The sequence below is a fragment of the Streptomyces sp. A 4/2 genome, assembly GCF_940670765.1.
Taxonomy (GTDB): Bacteria; Actinomycetota; Actinomycetes; order Streptomycetales; family Streptomycetaceae; genus Streptomyces.
This window is the reverse complement of the sequence record NZ_CALNVW010000027.1, coordinates 139,827-155,899: the sequence shown is the minus strand read 5'-3', so window position 1 is coordinate 155,899 and position 16,073 is coordinate 139,827. Positions and strand designations below refer to the sequence as shown.

Sequence of the window (16,073 nt, the reverse complement as noted above, 5' to 3'; positions counted from 1 at the left end):
GACCTGTCTCAGGCAAGAATGGCCCACGGCCCCAGCAGCATCAGCGTGCACACAGCCCGAAGGAGCGGCCATGAGCATCACGACCCGCACCCTGCGGTACCCCACCGGCAGCGAGAGCAAGCCCCTCGACGTCTACACGCCCGCCCGACCCGGCGGCCCGTGCGTGCTGCTGTGGCACGGCATGGGACCCGACGAGCGGGACGTACTGGCCCCGCTAGCCCGGGAGATAGCCGGGCTGGGCCCCACCGTCCTGGTCCCCGACTGGCGTGCGGACCAGCCCGACGAGGGCCGCGCCCATCTCACCGACACCCTGCGGTTCGTCCGTGACCAGGCACGTGACTTCACCGACGACTCCGAACGGATCGTCCTCGCGGGCTGGTCGGCGGGGGCGGGCGCCGCCCTGGGCGTGGCCCTGCACCCGGAGCTGTTCGACGGCTGGCGGCCCGCCGCGGTGGTCGGCATCGCGGGCGGCTACCTGCGCCCGGCGCGCACCACGGGCGTCCCGCCCCTCCACGCGCTGGACCGTGCGGTGGCGCCGGTGCCGGTACGGCTGGTGCACGGCACCGCGGACACCGTCATCCCCTGGCAGTCCTCACGGGAACTGCACGAAACGCTGCTCGCCCACGGCTGGGACTCACAGCTCAGCGAACCGGCCACCGACCACGCCGGGGTGCTCGGCTGCACCTACGATCGCGCGACGGCCCGGTGCGTTCCGGCATCCGACGCTCCGGTACGGGACCTCGGGCGGGCGACGGCCCGGATCGTGGCGGACGTGGCGCGGTCAGCCGGGCGGGGGTGAGGGCGTTCCGGACACGAAGCCGAGAATGTCGCGAACCGCTTCGCCCAGACTCCCTGCCGTTCTTGACGATGATGTCGATGTACTCGGCTCGGTGACTTCGCCTTCGGTGAAGATGTACACCTGACGGGGGCGGCTCCCACGTCCCTTCGCGCGCCTTTCTTGCGGGAAACGCTGTCCCCTCCCCTTGGCCTCGCCATCAGACGTCGTCCGCCTCCGTTCGTGCCAGCTCGTCCGTCCGCAGCAACCGCCGCCCGATCTGCTCCTCCGACACCTTCGGTACGGCCCCGAAGGAACCGGCGAGGTACGACGCCATCAGGTCCTCTTCATCCGTCGGTTCCCACTCGGAGATCGACGACAGCTCCGTCGCGCCCCGCTCGTCCTTCTCGGTGAGCCAGAGCTGACCGGGCGCTACGAACGAAAGCTCCTGCTCGTCGCGCAAGGACCGGACGTTCGCCACCCTGAACCTCGGCAGCATCCGGTCTCCTTCGTGACGCCCAGATCAACCATCCCGCCCGGTCCTACCGGCCCATGCCGCCGGATACGCGGCGGCGGCCGACCTGTCCAGCAGGTCGGCCGCCGCGCGATGCCATCCGGTGAAGGGTCCTGCTAGACGAACGAGTTGATCTCGATCGTCTCGGTACGGCCCGGACCCACACCGATCGCGGAGATCGGCGCGCCGGACATCTCCTCCAGCGCCTTCACGTACGCCTGCGCGTTCTTCGGCAGGTCGGAGAAGGTCTTCGCCTTGGTGATGTCCTCGGTCCAGCCCGGCAGGTACTCGTAGATCGGCTTCGCGTGGTGGAAGTCGGTCTGGCTGAACGGGAGTTCGTCGACGCGCTTGCCGTCGATCTCGTACGCCACGCACACCGGGATCTGCTCCCAGCCCGTCAGGATGTCGAGCTTGGTGAGGAAGAAGTCGGTGAGCCCGTTGACCCGGGTCGCGTAGCGCGCGATGACCGCGTCGAACCAGCCGCAGCGGCGGTCACGGCCGGTGGTGACGCCGTACTCGTGGCCGATCGAGCGCAGCTTGTCGCCGTCCTCGTCGAACAGCTCCGTCGGGAACGGTCCCGCGCCCACCCGCGTGGTGTAGGCCTTGAGGATGCCGATGACCCGGGTGATCTTCGTCGGGCCGACGCCGGTACCGGTGCAGGCGCCGCCCGCGGTCGGGTTCGACGAAGTGACGAAGGGGTACGTGCCGTGGTCGACGTCCAGGAGCGTGCCCTGGCCGCCCTCCATGAGGACGACCTTGTTCTCGTCGAGCGCCTTGTTGAGGACCAGCGCGGTGTCGGCGACGTACGGCCGGATCTGCTCGCCGTAGCCGAGCAGCTCCTCGACGATCTGTCCGGCCTCTATGGCCCGCCGGTTGTAGAGCTTGGCGAGGATCTGGTTCTTGCCGTCGAGCGCGGCCTCGACCTTCTGCTCCAGGATCGACTCGTCGTAGAGGTCCTGGACGCGGATGCCGACGCGGTTGATCTTGTCGGCGTAGGCCGGGCCGATGCCGCGGCCGGTGGTGCCGATCTTCCGCTTGCCGAGGAACCGTTCCGTCACCTTGTCGACGGTCGTGTGATACGGCGTGATCAGGTGCGCGTTACCGCTGATCAGCAGCTTGGACGTGTCCACGCCCCGCTCGTTGAGTCCGCTCAGCTCGGAGAGCAGGACCGCTGGGTCGACGACGACACCGTTACCGATCACCGGAGTGCACTCCGGTGAGAGGATTCCGGAAGGGAGGAGGTGGAGCGCATACTTCTGGTCGCCTACGACAACCGTGTGGCCGGCGTTGTTGCCGCCCTGGTAGCGCACCACGTAATCCACTGATCCACCGAGGAGGTCGGTGGCCTTTCCCTTGCCCTCGTCACCCCACTGAGCACCGAGCAGCACAAGTGCGGGCACAGGCGTACACCCCTTCCGGGCGGGGCATGTCCAAGGTCAGGGGGCGCACGTCTGGCGTACGCCGATACCCGAACCGTCGAACCGGCTGCCCCGGAATAGACGAAGCCCCTGGCGCAATAGCGCAAGGGGCTCTTGCACAAGGATGCTACCCGAGGAAGGACCGAGGTGTCGGCTCCAGATCCCGCAGCGAGCACCGAGCATCAGCTGCTGGTGGTCATCGACCCGGTCGCCCGCCGTGCGGACGGCGAGTCCGTACGGATCGCGAAAGACGTGTTGTGCGCCGGGGCGCACGCCAAGATCTGCCTGCCCGAGGGGCCCGAGGAGTTCGCCCGGGTGCTCGGCAGACGGGGCAACCGGCGGCTGGTGGTGATCGGCGACGACCGGGCCCTGGTCAGATCGGTGACCCTGTTGCACCGGGAACGGGACAGGGCCCGCGGCGCCCTGTCCCTGGTCCCGGTCGGCCCGCCGCCCGCACTGGAGCTGGCCAGATCACTGGGCGTCCCGGTCGGCGCGGTGGCCGCCGCCCGGTCGGTCCTCGACGGCGCCGTGCGCTGGCTGGATCTGCTGGTGGACGACAGCGACGCGGTGGTCCTGGGCGGTCTGCGCCTCCCCACCGCGGACCCCGCGCCGCCGGGGTGGGGCCGGACACCACCGGGTTCGGTGTGGCATGCGTGCCGCTCCCTGGTACGCACGCTGGTGGGCCCCGCCCCGGCCCGTGCGGCGCCCCCGGCGCAGCGGCTGCGCGTGGAGGCGGACGGGGTGCTGCTCACCGACCTGCACCAGCCGGTGACGGGCGTCTCCGTCTCGTCACGCGGCGGCGCCGGGAAGGCGGAGGTGGTCGTCGAGCTGCCGTCGGGCGACCTGATGACAGCGGAGGCCCTGGCCGTGACCGTCTCCGGCGCGGACTTCCGGTACCGGCGGGACGGGGTGGTGGGCGGCCCGGTACGGACCCGGACCTGGACGGTACGGGCGGGGGCGTGGGGGCTGACGTTGCCGGTGGGATGAGTCCGGTGGGCGGCGCTGACCTGCCGAAACGGTCCTGGATATCCTCGCCGGGAGGGGCGGAAAGAGCACGAACAGGGTGGGGATCTCATGAGCGAACCGGCGGACTGCGACAGACCCGGGCCAGTACCTGCGGCACTGGACCTGCCCATGACCGCGCAGGCCCTCGACCGCTACCGGTCACGGGGCCGCACCCTCTCGCTGACCGGCGCGGGCACCTGGATTCTGTGGGCCGTCGCTGTCCTGGTCGGGCCGGGAACTCTCGGAGGTCTTACTCCGCTCCTCGGGATCACCGCCCTGACCCTCGTACTGACCGGGCTCGGCACCCTGCTGCGGGCCCGGACGATGCGGCGGACACTCGCGGCCCGGCCCTGGGTGGCGTGCCGCGCGGATGCGGCCCCGTACCAGTGGCTGGGCAGCGCGACCGCGGTGGTGCTGTGCGACCCGCAGGACGGCGGGCTTACGGTGCTGAACATTTCCGCTCAGCGACAGCGCCTGCATCTGGCGCTGCCCGGACCGGACGGGGTGCTGTGGTGGTGCGGCGACCCGAAGTCGGGCGGCGTGCTCATGCGACCGGGCACCTGGCAGTTGGTGCGCGGCACCCCGATCCGGCGCCGGCACATCAGAGAACGGCTCGCGCGGGCGGCGCAGGCGCGGGGGCTCATGGCCCTGCCCCCGCCTTCACAGCCCCAGCCCCACCTCCAGCCACAACCATGGCCCCAGCAGCCCCCCGTCGCCGCAGGCCCGCCGACCTCGGCCCCGGCCGCCGGTAGCCCGTTCCAGGACGGGCACGGACGGCGACGGCGGTTCGGGATCTTCCGATGGGTCGCCCTGCTGGGGGCCGTCCTTCTGGGGTTCGGGATATACGCCGAGGTGGCGTCGGAGCACGATCCGCAGATCGACCTGCACGTGGTGAGCGAGAGCCCGGCCGGACACTGCACGGTCCGGTGGACCGACCCCTGGGAACACCGCACCCGCACCGGTCCGTTCCGGTGCGACCCGGACCGGGGCGCGCTGCTCGCCGACTGGGACACCGGCTGGCTGGTGTCGTACGGACCGTGGAAGGGCGACCTCTACAACTCCGACCTGATCGGCAGCCCCGCCAACGACGCCGTCGTCCCGATCGAGCTCATCGGCCTGCTGATCTCCGGCGGGGGGCTCGTGGGCGGCACGGTCGCCTCCGTACGCAGACGGCGTCCAGGAGCACACGCGGCAGGCGCCGCACATGCGAAGGCGATGGGGACGGCGGCGGAGGTGCAGGCCCGGATGAAACCCGGCGCCGGGCCCCCGGCCCGGACGACCTACGCGGCGCTGGCAGAGCGGGCGCGACTCCAGCACGTCGCGGATGAACGCGCGCGTCCCGAGGCCGATGTCCGCGAAGTGGCGTGGTGGCGGGTGCGGGGGCTGCGCAGGACCAGCGGGCTGACGGCCGTCGCAGGTGCGCTGGGCGTGGCCGTCCTCCCCTGGGTGGTGTACGCCGTCCGGGGCGGGATCCCGTTCAACATGAAGGTGCTCGCGGTGGTGTGGGCCGCCCTCGCCGTGCTCAATTCCTGGCGGGCGTGGAACAACGGGATCCCGGCCGCCCGCCTGATCGCCCGCGCGGCCCGCGCCCCCGTACCGGTGCCGAAGCGGTACGTGCTGCTGTCCGCTCCCGACGGCAGCAAGCACGCCCTGGTCCTCTTCCCCCCGTACGGCGGGGACGACGACCAGCCCGAGGCGATGATCCAGCTGGTGCCCGGAAACGCGAAGAAGCCCTGGCGCGGGCTGCCCGGCGAGCCGGTCGGCACGGTGGAGCTGCGCGGCTGGGTCGACGTGAACCCGCCGGTGGTCGTGGGGTGGATCGACGGCCGGGCGTACTGGCCCCAGGAGCCGTACCAGGAACTGAACCCGAACAGCCCGGACCTGTCGGGGTTCTGACCACCCCGCGTCCTGACCCGGCGTGATCCAAACGAGAGGCCCTAGCCGAAGCGTTCCTCCCGGTACGCCCGCCACCGCTGCATCATCGTCCCCAGCTCGCCCTCCAGGAACTCGAAGAAGGCCAGCGTCTCGCCCATCCTGCGCCCCGCGGGCGAGTCCGGGCCGAGGTTCTCGACGCCCTCGCGCAGGGTGTTCTCCCAGCGCCTGAGCACCAGGTCGCGGTTGGTCAGCGACTCGTACCACTGGTCGCTGTGCACCCGGAAGCGGTCCCGGCGTGATCCCGGTTCCCGTTCGCGGGTGATCATGTTCACCTGCGCGAGGTAGCGGACGGCGCCGGAGATCGCGGCGGGGCTGACCTTGAGCTGCTCGCCCAGTTCGGCCGTGGTCAGCGCGCCCGAGTCGGAGGCGAGCACCGCGGCGAAGATGCGGGACGGCATCCGCTGCATGCCCGCCTCGGTGAGCTGGGCGGCGAAGCGTTCGACGAACCGGGAGACGGCGTCGTCCACAGGCTGTGCACGGCCGGGGCCATGAGAACCGTCCGCACCGTCGGCCGTGTCGGCTCCGTCCGGTCCGGCGTGCTTCGTCGTCATCCTTGGATCGTCTCCCCAACTCGTATCGCGACGGCTCGCGACGGCCGTATCGCGGCAGTCCGTCACGCGACAGCCTGCCCGCATCGCGGTCCCGAGTTTATACGGCTCCTTTTCATACGCTTCCTTAACTTCACAACTTTGTGAAATCCCGGTACTTTCAGAAGCATGACCCTGGCCGATCCTGCCGACGACGTAGCCGTCGAAGTAACCGCACTGCACAAGTCGTTCGGGCGGACCCCCGCCCTGGACGGCCTCGACCTCACCGTCCGGACCGGCGAGGTCCACGGCTTCCTGGGCCCCAACGGATCCGGGAAGTCCACCACCGTCCGCGTCCTGCTCGGACTGCTGCGCGCGGACTCGGGCACCACCCGGCTGCTCGGGCGCGACCCGTGGCACGACGCGGTGGAACTGCACCGGCGCATCGCCTACGTGCCGGGCGACGTCACCCTGTGGCGGAGCCTCAGCGGCGGCGAGATCATCGACCTGTTCGGCAGGCTGCGCGGCGGGCTCGATCCGGTGCGGCGGGCCTCGCTCGTCGAGCGGTTCGAGCTGGACCCGACGAAGAAGGGCCGTACGTACTCCAAGGGCAACCGGCAGAAGGTCGCCCTGGTCGCCGCGTTCGCGTCCGACGTGGACCTGCTGATCCTCGACGAGCCGACCTCCGGTCTCGACCCGCTGATGGAGGAGGTCTTCCAGCAGTGCGTACGGGAGGAACGCGACCGGGGGCGGACCGTGCTGCTGTCCAGCCACATCCTGAGCGAGGTCGAATCGCTCTGCGACCGGGTGAGCATCATCCGCAAGGGGCGGACCGTGGAGACCGGTTCGCTCGACGAGCTGCGGCATCTGACCCGGACCGCCATCGTCGCCGAACTGGCGCGCGTGCCCGACGGGCTGGCGCAGCTGGCCGGGGTGCACGACCTCGACGTCCGCAGCACCCACCTCCAGGGCGCCGACGTCCAGGGCACCCGCGTCCAGGGAACTCACGTCCGGCTCCAGGTCGAGACGGACCAGCTGGACGCGGTACTCAGATCGCTCAGCGCCGCCGGGGTGCGGTCGCTGACCAGCGCGCCGCCGACGCTGGAGGAGCTGTTCCTGCGGCACTACGCGGCCGGGCCGGTCGACCCGCCGGAACCACACCGGAACACCCGGCCCCCGAACGCCCAGCCGCCGACCACCCCGAGCGGGAACGCCTCGCAGCCGAATCCCTCACACCCGGACACCCCGCACGACAACACCCCTGCCGAAGAAGGGACGGTGTCCCGGTGACCGCCGTCGCCCTGCCGCCGCGGGCCGGCACGGCCTCCCGGAGTTCGCGCCCGTTCGCGGGCACCGGGGTCCTGTGGAGGCTGGCCCTGCGCCGCGACCGGATCATGCTGCCGGTCTGGGCGCTGGCTCTCGGCGGCTCCTACGCGTCCGTCGTCTCCTCCCTCTCCTCGCTGTACGGCACGGCTGCCGAGCGCGCCGATCTCGCCAGGTCCATGAACGCCAACAGCTCGCTGCGCGCGCTGTACGGGCCCGCGTTCAGCGACTCGCCCGGCGGGCTCACCGCCTGGCGGATGGTCGCCTTCGGGGCCGCGCTCGCCGCCGTACTGAGCCTGGTCGTCGTCGTACGGCACACCCGCGAGGAGGAGGAGACCGGCCGTCAGGAACTGCTCTCCTCGGCCATGGTGGGGCGGCGCGCACCCCTCACCGCCGCGCTGCTCACCGCGCTCACCGCGCAGGCCGCACTGGCCGCGGTGACGGCCGCGGGTCTGGTCGCGTCCGGTGTACCGGGCCGCGGTTCGGTGGCGCTGGCCCTCTCCGTGGCGGGTGTCGGGGCGCTCTTCGCCTGCACGGCGGCCATCGCGGCGCAGTTCACCGAGAGCGCGCGGGCCGCGAAGGGGATCACCGCTGCGGTGATCGGCGCGGCGTACGTACTGAAGGCGGCGGGCGACGCCACCTCCGACGACGGTTCGGCCGTGTCGACCTGGCTGTCGCCGATCGGCTGGGCCGAGAACGTACGCCCCTACGCGTCCGAACGCTGGTGGGTGCTGGGGCTCCTGGCGGCAGCCGTCGGTGTCCAGGCCGTCCTCGCGTACGCCCTCGCGGGCCGCCGTGACGTCGGACTGAGTTTCCTGCCGGCCCGGCCGGGGCCCGCGCGGGGCGGACTCGGCACGGCGGGTGCGCTGGCCCGGCGGCTCCAGCGGGGCAGCGTCCTCGGGTGGCTCGCCGGGTTCCTGGTGACCGGGGTGGTCTTCGGCGGCATGGCAGACGGCGCCGCGGATCTGGTCAGCGGCAACTCGGGTGCCAGAGAGATCTTCCAGCGGATGGGCGGCCACGCCGGCCTGACCGATGCGTTCCTCTCGGCGATCACCGGGATGCTGGGCATGGTCACGACGCTGTTCGTCGTCGCCTCGGTGCTGCGGCTGCACGGCGAGGAGACCTCCCAGCGCGCCGAACCGCTGCTCGCCAACGCGGTCGGCCGGCTGCGCTGGGCCGCGGGCCATCTGGTCGTCGCCTTCGCGGGATCGGCGGCCGTACTGCTCGCGGGCGGTGCGGGCATGGCCGTGGGGTACGGGCACCGCCCCGGCCCGGTCGTCGGCGCCGCCCTGGTGCAGCTCCCCGCGGTCTGGGCACTGGGCGGCCTCACCGTCCTGCTGTACGGAGCCGCCCCGAAGGCCGCACCGGCCGCCTGGGGGGTGGCCGGGCTCGCCCTGGCCCTGGGGTGGATCGGCCCGGTGCTGAACCTCCCGCAGTGGGCCCTGGACCTGTCACCGTTCGGGCAACTGCCGAAGCTGCCGGGCGCGGCGATGGACTGGACACCGGTGCTGGTGCTGACCGGGGTCGCGGCGGCGCTGGTGGCCGCGGGCCTGACGGCGCTGCGCCGCCGCGACCTGAGCTGCTGAGCACGGGGTCCCTCTCAGCCCGGGGTCCGTCTCAGCCCGGCCCCTCTCGGCCGGGGGTCCCGCTCAGCCCGGTCCCGCTCAGCCCGGGGCCGGCGTGGCCGCCGCGTCCTCCGGGGGTGCGGCCGAGCGCAGCGGCACCTCCCGTACGTACCAGGCGACCGCGCACCCCACCGCGGCCAGCACCGCGCACCCGGCCGCCACCCCGTGCAGCCCGCTCGCCGCCGCCTCCGGGAAGCCCGCGGCGCCCGCCGTACGGCCACCGAGTCGGGAGGTGAAGACCGCGCCCAGCAGCGAGACCCCGAGCGAGCCGCCGATCGTCCGCAGCAGCATGACGGTGCCGCTGGCCGCCCCCATGTCGCGCGGTTCGGCGCTGTTCATCGTGATGACCATCGTGCTCTGCATCAGGAACCCGATGCCGAACCCCACCACGACGGTGAGCGCCGAGGCGACCACCGTCCCCGTGTGCGCGCCGAGCAGCAGCAGGAGCAGCGCGCCCAGCGTCAGGACGGCCCCGCCCAGGAGGGGGTAGACGCGGTAGCGGCCGGTGCGGCTGATCAGCCGGCCGACCGTCAGCTGCACGGCGAGCATGGCGAACATCAGCGGGAGCAGCAGCAGCCCCGTCTCCGTCGCCTCCGCGCCGCCGACCAGTTGCAGGTACTGCGGCAGGTACGTCATGACGCCGAGCATGACCGCGCCGGAGAGGAAGCTCAGGATCTGGGCGAGGGTGAAGTTGCGGTCGCGGAAGAGGCGTGGCGGGATGACGGGTTCGGCCGCGGTGCGTTCGACCCGTACGAACCAGACCGGTGCGGCCACCCCGACCGCCCCCAGCGCCAGGATCTGCGGCGAGGACCAGGCGTACGTGGAGCCGCCCCAGGTACCGAGCAGCGTGAGCGCCAGGATGCCGGTGGTCAGCAGCAGGACGCCCGCGACGTCGATCCGCGCCCTGATCCGCTCGCTGCGCAGCGGAACGCACAGGCCGACGATCAGCAGGGCCGCCGCCCCCGCGGGCACATTGACGTAGAACGTCCAGCGCCAGCTCAGCCGGTCGGTGAGGAACCCGCCGATCAGCGGGCCGCCGATGAACGCCACCGGCATGATCACGCCGATCATCGACTGGACGCGCCCGCTCTCGCGCGGCTCGATCAGCACACCGATGACGGCCATCGCACCGACCATCAGGCCGCCCGCGCCCAGCCCCTGGAGCGCGCGGAAGGCGATGAGCTGCGCCATGGACTGCGCGAGTCCGCAGAGCATCGAACCGGCCAGGAAGAGCGCGACCGCGGCGAGGAAGGCGCCCTTGCGGCCGTACAGATCGCCGACCTTGCCCCAGACCGGGGTGGCGACCGCGGTGCAGAGCAGATACGCCGTCACCACCCAGGAGAGATGGTCGAGTCCGCCGAGATCGCGCACGATCGTGGGCAGGGCGGTCCCGACGACGAGGCCGTCGAGCATGGCCAGGAACATGCCGAGCAGCAGCCCGAGGACACCGAGTCTCAGTCGTGCGTCCATGGCGGTCAGCCCTGGTAGGGGCGGACGGCCTTGGCGTCACGCAACGCGTGTGCCCACCAGGTGAGTTGGTCGAGCATCGAGGTGGCCGCCGCGTCGCTCGCCGGGTCCCTGACCCGCCCCTCCTCGTCGAAGCAGCTCCAACCGCCGTGGAAACTCACGGTGTTGCGCACGGTCACCGCGTGCAGCTCGGCCAGCACCCCCCGCAGGTGCTCCACCGCGCGGAGCCCGCCGGACACCCCTCCGTACGAGACGAACGCGACGGGCTTGGCGTGCCATTCGGTGTGGTGCCAGTCGATGGCGGCCTTCAGCGGCGCCGGGTAGCTGTGGTTGTACTCGGGCGTGACGATCACGAACGCGTCGGCCGCCGCCAGCCGGGGCGAGATCGCGGCGAGCGCCTCGGTGGTCCCTGCGGGCGGGGGACTCCCGAACGCCGGGAGCACCGTGGGCAGCGGGATCTCGGCCAGGTCGACGGTTCCGGCGGCCAGATCGGTGCGCCGGTCGAGATGGCCGCGCATCCAGTCGGCCACGACGGGGGCGAACCGGCCCTCGCGGGTGCTGGCCACGATCATCGCGACGCTCAGACGGTCCTCGCCGGGGCGGGTACGGGTATCGGCCGGGCTGTTCTCGCTCATGGGTCCCCCAGGGTTCGGCCCGCGTCGGCAGCGTGTACGCCGTATCGGGATGCGTACAACGTACACACCAGCGCGTACGCCGTCCACCGCTGATACGTTGTACACATGACGGCCGAAGAGCACGCGCAGCCCCAGCGGCAGAAGTCCCTCTGGGAACGGCTCGACCGCCCGGCCCCCGCGCCCCGCGCCTCGCTCTCCCCCCGGCAGATCGCCGACGCCGCGGTACGGATCGCCGACGCCGAGGGGCTCACCGCGGTGACGATGCGCCGACTGGCCACGGAGCTGGGCGTGGCCCCCATGGCCGCGTACCGCTACGTCTCCGGCAAGGACGAACTGCTGGAGCTGATGATCGACCGGGTCTACGTGGACGCCGACCTCTTCGGCGACGCCACCGGCTGGCGGGAGACCCTCCGCGCCCTCGCGCTCGGCACCCGGCAACTCGTCCTGGCCCACCCCTGGCTGGGCCAGCTCGCCTCACCGCGGGCATCGGTCGCGCTGACCCCCGGCCGGTTCGCCGTACTGGAGCGGGCACTGACCTCGCTGGACGGCCTCGGCCTCGACCCGGACACGATGCACGCGGTCTTCGTCACCGTCAGCTCCTTCACCCTCGGCCAGGCGTACGCAGAGGTCGCGATGCGACAGCTGATGGCAGCCGAGGGCTGGGCCAGCGGCGACGACGTACGCGGAGCGCTGGCCCCGCAGATGACGTACCTGATGAACACCGGCAAGTACCCGACGTACCGCAAGGTGCTCCAGGGGAGCGCGCGCAAGGACGACCCGCTCTGGCAGTTCGAGACCGGACTCGACTGCGTGCTGGACGGGATCGCGGCCCGGACGGGGATCTGAGCGGCGGGCCCGTCCGGAGCCGGCCGGCGGCGGCGATCCACCCGGCCGCGACCCGGCCGACGGACGCTCAGCGGATGTAGCTCTTGAGCTCCTCGGTGTCCAGGTCGATACCCACCGGGTCGGGCAGCTTCAGCTTCGCGCCGAAGTCCACCCCGTGCTTGTCCCGGTAGCGACCGCTCGCCGGGTCCGGGTCGCTGAACACGGTCACCGTGCACGCGTCACGGTCGATCAGCAGATACAGCGGAATCCCGGCGCCCGCGTAGGCGGCGGGCTTCTCCTTGCGGTCGCGGCGGTCGGTGTCGGAGTCGGAGTCGGAGTCGGAGTCGTACGAGGTGATCTCGACGGTCATCAGCACGCCGTCCGGTTCGGCCCACTCCCCCTGTCCGGCGAAGTTCCCGATCCGGGCGAGGGAACCGGCCGGACGCGCCCGGCCGTTTCGGTACGAGTCGACCTTCAGTCCCAGGTCACCTGCGTACAGCCCCAGTTCGGGCCGGAGCTGCATGCACCGCTTCTGCAGCCACCTGACGATCTCGGAGTGATTCCCGTCCGTCATGCCTCTGACGCCGATCCGTCCGTCGATGAACTCCAAGCGGACCGCGTCGGACTCCCGGTCGACGAGTTCGGCGATCCGCTCGAACTCGTCGACCGTCATCTGTGACGTGTGCTCTGTCCTGCCCGCCATGCGGCGCCCCCTTACGTGCGGGCAGCCAGTGTGAACGGGCCACAGCCCCACCGGACGGACACCAGCCCCTTCCCACTCGTCCGAGTGACCGTCACCCCGGCCTGACCAGCCCCGCCTCGTACGCGAACACCGCCGCCTGGGTCCGGTCGCGCAGCCCCAGTTTCACCAGGATCCGGCTGACATGGGTCTTCACCGTCGACTCGGCCACGATCAGCCGGGAGGCGATCTCCCCGTTCGACAGACCCTGCGCGATCAGGACGAGCACCTCCGTCTCGCGCTCGGTGAGGTCCCCCACCGTGGCGAGTGTCGGCTGCCGGGGGGAGTCGGAGAGCCGGGAGAACTCGATGATCAGCCGCTTGGTGACCGTCGGCGCGAGCAGCGCCTCGCCGGAGGCCACCACCCGTACGCCTTCCGCCAGTTGACGGGCTGAGGCGTCCTTCAGCAGGAAGCCGGAGGCGCCCGCGCGCAGCGCCTGGTAGACGTACTCGTCCAGGTCGAAGGTCGTCAGGACCAGCACCTTCGCCGACGCGTCCGCCGCCACGATCTCGCGGGTCGCCTCGATGCCGTTCAGTTCGGGCATCCGGATGTCCATCAGGACGACGTCCGGGCGCAGCGCGGCGACCTGCGCCACCGCTTCGAGGCCGTTGACCGCCTCGCCGACGACCTCGATGTCCGGCATCGCGTTGAGCAGGACCGAGAAACCCTCGCGGACCATGATCTGGTCGTCGACGATCAGGACCTTGATGGTCGGTGCCGCCTGGGCTCCGGCATTCGTTCCGGCATTCGTTCCGGCGGTCGCTCCGGCATTCGTTCCGGCGGTCATGCGGACTCCTCCACGGAGCGCTGCACCGGGAGGAACGCCGCCACCTCGTAGCCACCGTCCTCCGTGGCCTCGGCCGTCATCTCGCCGTTCAGCATGCTGACCCGCTCCCGCATCCCGGTGATGCCGTGCCCCGCGCCCGGTATGGGGTGCTCCCTGCCCGCCGGGGGCGGCTTGTCCGGCGCGTGCTCGACCGGGCCGCTCGGCGGGCCGTTGACCACCCGCAGGCCCAGCCCGCCGAGTACGTAACTGATCTCCACCCGGGCCGCCGCCCCCGGCGCGTGCCGCAGGACGTTGCTCAGCGCCTCCTGGAGGATGCGGTACGCCGACAGCTCGACGCCCTGCGGGAGTTCACGTACCGCGCCGGTCACCGTCTTCTCGGTCGTCAGGCCCGCGGCGCGCACATTGGTGAGCAGCCCGTCCAGTTCGGCGAGTGTGGGCTGCGGGGCGTCGGGCGCCTCGTAGTCCTCCGCCCGTACGACACCGAGCACCCGGCGCAGTTCGGTCAGCGCCGCGACCGCGTTCTCTCTGATCACCTCGAACGCCCTGGTCAGCTCAGGCGGCGGGTCGGTGACCCGGTAGGGGGCCGCCTCCGCCTGGATGGCGACCACCGACATGTGGTGGGCGACGACGTCGTGCAGTTCGCGGGCGATGGTGGTGCGCTCTTCGAGGAGGGTCCGCTTGTCCCGTTCGATGGCGGTGACGGTCCGCTGGACGGTCACCTCGCGCCGCGCCTCACGACGGATCTGCACCGTGGTCGTGATCAGCAGGGCGACACCGGTGAGGAACAGCATCAGCGGGGCGTCGGAGTACCGGCCGATCCCGGCGACCGACCCGATGAACAGCCCGTACACCGCCGTTCCCACCCACATCCAGCCCGCGGTGCGCGGCCGGGACCTGGCCGCGACCACCGTCACCACCGTGAAGTGCGCGAGGAAGGGGCCGGCCGTCCAGGGCCAGGCGCCGGTATTGCCGAACGCCGAGACGAAGGGGGCGATCAGCAGCGAGAGCCACCAGGCACCGACCGGCCTGACCAGCGTCATCGCCACGACACCGGCGGGCAGGAGCGCCGTCAGCACCCGTATCGGGCCGCCGTTCCCGCCGTCGTACCCCAGCACCGCCGTGATCAGCGCCGCGCACAGCACCACGGCGTGCCGGGTCCGGCGCGTGTACGTCCGCAGTCCCCGGGGCAGCAGCCGGCGGACCCAGGGCTCCGTCTCCGACGGTTCGAGCGGGCGGTAGGCGAAGGCGTCGTGGAACAGGTCCTCGCGCAGGCCCGCCAGGGCACCCGCTGCCAGCCGGGACTCGGGGATCCGGGTCTTGCTCCCGGCGTTGGTATCGGTCACACGGATCACGGTAGGCGGCGGGGCGCTCCCGGTCGTCCGCACTGGTACGGATCCTGCCGGGTCATCCTCAGGTACTACCGGGCCCGGCGCCCGGCCCACAGGGCTACGCCGTGGCGAGCCGCGCGGCCCACAGGGCTACGCCGAGGCGAGCCGCGCGGCCCACCAGGCGGGTCGCCCCGTCCGCCCCAGGCGAGCTGCCCGGTCCACCACGCGGGTCGCTCGGTCCGCCGGACGAGCTGCCCGGCCCACCAGGCGAGCTGCTCGGTCCGCCAAGCGACCCGCTCCGCCTACCAGGCGAGTTGCTCGATCTCCGCGACCACCACCGCGCACGCGTCCGCCGCCGGGTCGAGCAGCGCGAAGTGTCCCACCCCGTCGAGCAGCGTCACCCCGACCAACTCGCCCTCCCCGGCCGCCGCGTCGGCGTACGCGTCGGTCACCCGCGTCGGGACCGTGGCGTCCAGCCGGCCGTGCACCACCGTCGTCGCGACGCCGGTGGGCAGGAGCGCCGCCGGGTCCGCCCACAGCTCGTTCCCGCCCCCGGACAGGAACTGGTCCACCCCGCCCCCGCACACGTCCAGCTCCCGCGCGACACCGAAGTGCGCGATCGGCGCCAGCGCGACCACCCCGCGGAAGGGCGGCGTGGACCGGTGCCAGGGCGCCTCCGGCGGCAGGACGTGCCGGGCGGCGGCCCACAGTGCGAGCTGCCCGCCCGCCGAGTGCCCGGCGAGGACCGTCCGCCGCAGGTCGGCGCGGGGCAGCAGATCCGGTACGAGTACGGGCAGCGCGTCCAGCGCCGCGGCCACATCGTCCAGGGTGTCCGGCCAGCGGCCCGCACTGCCCGGCTCCGCGCCGCCGCGCCGGTACTCGACACTGGCGACGGCGAAGCCCCGGCGCGCCAGGAAACCGGCGAACGGGCTGATGTGCCGCCGGTCGACGCGCTGCCGCCAGACACCGCCGTGCAGCACGACGACGAGCGGAACGGCCCCCTCGCCGCCGTGCGGGGAGTAGAAGTCCACGACCTGGTCCGGGTGTTCGCCGTATGCCGCAGTGGCATCGGGCGCCACCGCAGGGTGCGCGAAGACCGCATCGGCCTCTGCGTCGTCCGACATCCGGCTCCAACCTCTCCTCGCAACGGGCTGAACTGCTGCCCTGACC

At 72.1% G+C, this 16,073-nt stretch carries 15 protein-coding genes; 6 read left to right on the top strand and 9 right to left on the bottom strand.

Annotated elements, in window-relative coordinates; genetic code table 11:
• Positions 1-70: 70 nt before the first annotated feature.
• Entirely contained in the window at positions 71-799 is a 729-nt protein-coding gene (locus NBY69_RS21040) for an alpha/beta hydrolase (RefSeq protein ID WP_250302617.1), read from the top strand.
• A 196-nt stretch (positions 800-995) separates the two neighbouring features.
• On the opposite strand, the gene NBY69_RS21035 is transcribed toward NBY69_RS21040, so the two are convergent.
• On the bottom strand, positions 996-1,274 hold the full coding sequence (locus NBY69_RS21035; RefSeq protein ID WP_250302615.1) for a hypothetical protein: 279 nt from the start codon (positions 1,272-1,274) through the stop codon (positions 996-998).
• A 131-nt stretch (positions 1,275-1,405) separates the two neighbouring features.
• Positions 1,406-2,689, bottom strand: coding sequence for an adenylosuccinate synthase (locus NBY69_RS21030; RefSeq protein ID WP_250302614.1), 1,284 nt, complete (start codon positions 2,687-2,689; stop codon positions 1,406-1,408).
• A 165-nt stretch (positions 2,690-2,854) separates the two neighbouring features.
• Between NBY69_RS21030 and NBY69_RS21025 the strand changes: the two genes are divergently transcribed.
• Positions 2,855-3,694 carry a diacylglycerol kinase gene (locus tag NBY69_RS21025; protein ID WP_250302613.1) on the top strand — a complete coding sequence of 280 codons (840 nt, stop codon included), beginning with the start codon at positions 2,855-2,857 and terminating at the stop codon, positions 3,692-3,694.
• A 147-nt stretch (positions 3,695-3,841) separates the two neighbouring features.
• Positions 3,842-5,608 (top strand): hypothetical protein, encoded by a 1,767-nt coding sequence (locus tag NBY69_RS21020; RefSeq protein WP_250302612.1) that lies wholly within the window; start codon positions 3,842-3,844, stop codon positions 5,606-5,608.
• 41 nt (positions 5,609-5,649) lie between these two features.
• On the opposite strand, the gene NBY69_RS21015 is transcribed toward NBY69_RS21020, so the two are convergent.
• Positions 5,650-6,198, bottom strand: coding sequence for a GbsR/MarR family transcriptional regulator (locus NBY69_RS21015; protein ID WP_250302611.1), 549 nt, complete (start codon positions 6,196-6,198; stop codon positions 5,650-5,652).
• Positions 6,199-6,363: 165 nt separating this feature from the next.
• On the opposite strand from NBY69_RS21015, the gene NBY69_RS21010 reads away from it, so the two are divergent.
• Together NBY69_RS21010 and NBY69_RS21005 are read left to right on the top strand one after the other, a co-directional pair.
• The gene (locus tag NBY69_RS21010; RefSeq protein WP_250302610.1) at positions 6,364-7,464 is read left to right on the top strand and encodes an ABC transporter ATP-binding protein; all 1,101 of its coding nucleotides are present in this window, start codon (positions 6,364-6,366) and stop codon (positions 7,462-7,464) included.
• On the top strand, positions 7,461-9,083 hold the full coding sequence (locus NBY69_RS21005) for an ABC transporter permease (RefSeq protein WP_250302609.1): 1,623 nt from the start codon (positions 7,461-7,463) through the stop codon (positions 9,081-9,083). The genes NBY69_RS21010 and NBY69_RS21005 overlap by 4 nt, the downstream gene beginning before the upstream one ends.
• A gap of 78 nt (positions 9,084-9,161) precedes the next feature.
• Here NBY69_RS21005 and NBY69_RS21000 read toward each other — a convergent pair whose 3' ends face one another.
• Positions 9,162-10,592: an MDR family MFS transporter gene (locus NBY69_RS21000; RefSeq protein WP_250302606.1), complete on the bottom strand. Its 1,431-nt coding sequence runs from the start codon at positions 10,590-10,592 to the stop codon at positions 9,162-9,164.
• Positions 10,593-10,597: 5 nt separating this feature from the next.
• Positions 10,598-11,224, bottom strand: a complete 627-nt coding sequence (locus NBY69_RS20995) for an NADPH-dependent FMN reductase (RefSeq protein ID WP_250302605.1) — start codon at positions 11,222-11,224, stop codon at positions 10,598-10,600.
• Positions 11,225-11,329: 105 nt separating this feature from the next.
• Between NBY69_RS20995 and NBY69_RS20990 the strand changes: the two genes are divergently transcribed.
• Positions 11,330-12,070, top strand: a complete 741-nt coding sequence (locus tag NBY69_RS20990) for a TetR/AcrR family transcriptional regulator (RefSeq protein ID WP_250302603.1) — start codon at positions 11,330-11,332, stop codon at positions 12,068-12,070.
• A gap of 67 nt (positions 12,071-12,137) precedes the next feature.
• Here NBY69_RS20990 and NBY69_RS20985 read toward each other — a convergent pair whose 3' ends face one another.
• The 4 genes from NBY69_RS20985 to NBY69_RS20970 form a co-directional block, all read right to left on the bottom strand.
• On the bottom strand, positions 12,138-12,752 hold the full coding sequence (locus tag NBY69_RS20985; protein WP_250302602.1) for a Uma2 family endonuclease: 615 nt from the start codon (positions 12,750-12,752) through the stop codon (positions 12,138-12,140).
• Between the two features lie 91 nt (positions 12,753-12,843).
• The gene (locus tag NBY69_RS20980) at positions 12,844-13,575 is read right to left on the bottom strand and encodes a response regulator transcription factor (RefSeq protein ID WP_284348759.1); all 732 of its coding nucleotides are present in this window, start codon (positions 13,573-13,575) and stop codon (positions 12,844-12,846) included.
• Positions 13,572-14,927: a sensor histidine kinase gene (locus NBY69_RS20975; protein WP_374211311.1), complete on the bottom strand. Its 1,356-nt coding sequence runs from the start codon at positions 14,925-14,927 to the stop codon at positions 13,572-13,574. The genes NBY69_RS20980 and NBY69_RS20975 overlap by 4 nt, the downstream gene beginning before the upstream one ends.
• 278 nt (positions 14,928-15,205) lie before the next feature.
• Complete coding sequence (locus tag NBY69_RS20970) at positions 15,206-16,027, bottom strand: S9 family peptidase (RefSeq protein WP_250302598.1); 822 nt, start codon at positions 16,025-16,027, stop codon at positions 15,206-15,208.
• Between the last annotated feature and the right edge of the window lie 46 nt (positions 16,028-16,073).

Bases quoted from the DNA above. Each gene is read 5' to 3' on its own strand.
- NBY69_RS21040 (WP_250302617.1), top strand. From the start codon at position 71: ATGAGCATCACGACCCGCACCCTGCGGTACCCCACCGGCAGCGAGAGC.
- NBY69_RS21035 (WP_250302615.1), bottom strand. From the start codon at position 1,274: ATGCTGCCGAGGTTCAGGGTGGCGAACGTCCGGTCCTTGCGCGACGAG.
- NBY69_RS21020 (WP_250302612.1), top strand. From the start codon at position 3,842: ATGACCGCGCAGGCCCTCGACCGCTACCGGTCACGGGGCCGCACCCTC.
- NBY69_RS21015 (WP_250302611.1), bottom strand. From the start codon at position 6,198: ATGACGACGAAGCACGCCGGACCGGACGGAGCCGACACGGCCGACGGT.
- NBY69_RS21010 (WP_250302610.1), top strand. From the start codon at position 6,364: ATGACCCTGGCCGATCCTGCCGACGACGTAGCCGTCGAAGTAACCGCA.
- NBY69_RS21000 (WP_250302606.1), bottom strand. From the start codon at position 10,592: ATGGACGCACGACTGAGACTCGGTGTCCTCGGGCTGCTGCTCGGCATG.
- NBY69_RS20995 (WP_250302605.1), bottom strand. From the start codon at position 11,224: ATGAGCGAGAACAGCCCGGCCGATACCCGTACCCGCCCCGGCGAGGAC.
- NBY69_RS20990 (WP_250302603.1), top strand. From the start codon at position 11,330: ATGACGGCCGAAGAGCACGCGCAGCCCCAGCGGCAGAAGTCCCTCTGG.
- NBY69_RS20985 (WP_250302602.1), bottom strand. From the start codon at position 12,752: ATGGCGGGCAGGACAGAGCACACGTCACAGATGACGGTCGACGAGTTC.
- NBY69_RS20980 (WP_284348759.1), bottom strand. From the start codon at position 13,575: ATGACCGCCGGAACGAATGCCGGAGCGACCGCCGGAACGAATGCCGGA.
- NBY69_RS20970 (WP_250302598.1), bottom strand. From the start codon at position 16,027: ATGTCGGACGACGCAGAGGCCGATGCGGTCTTCGCGCACCCTGCGGTG.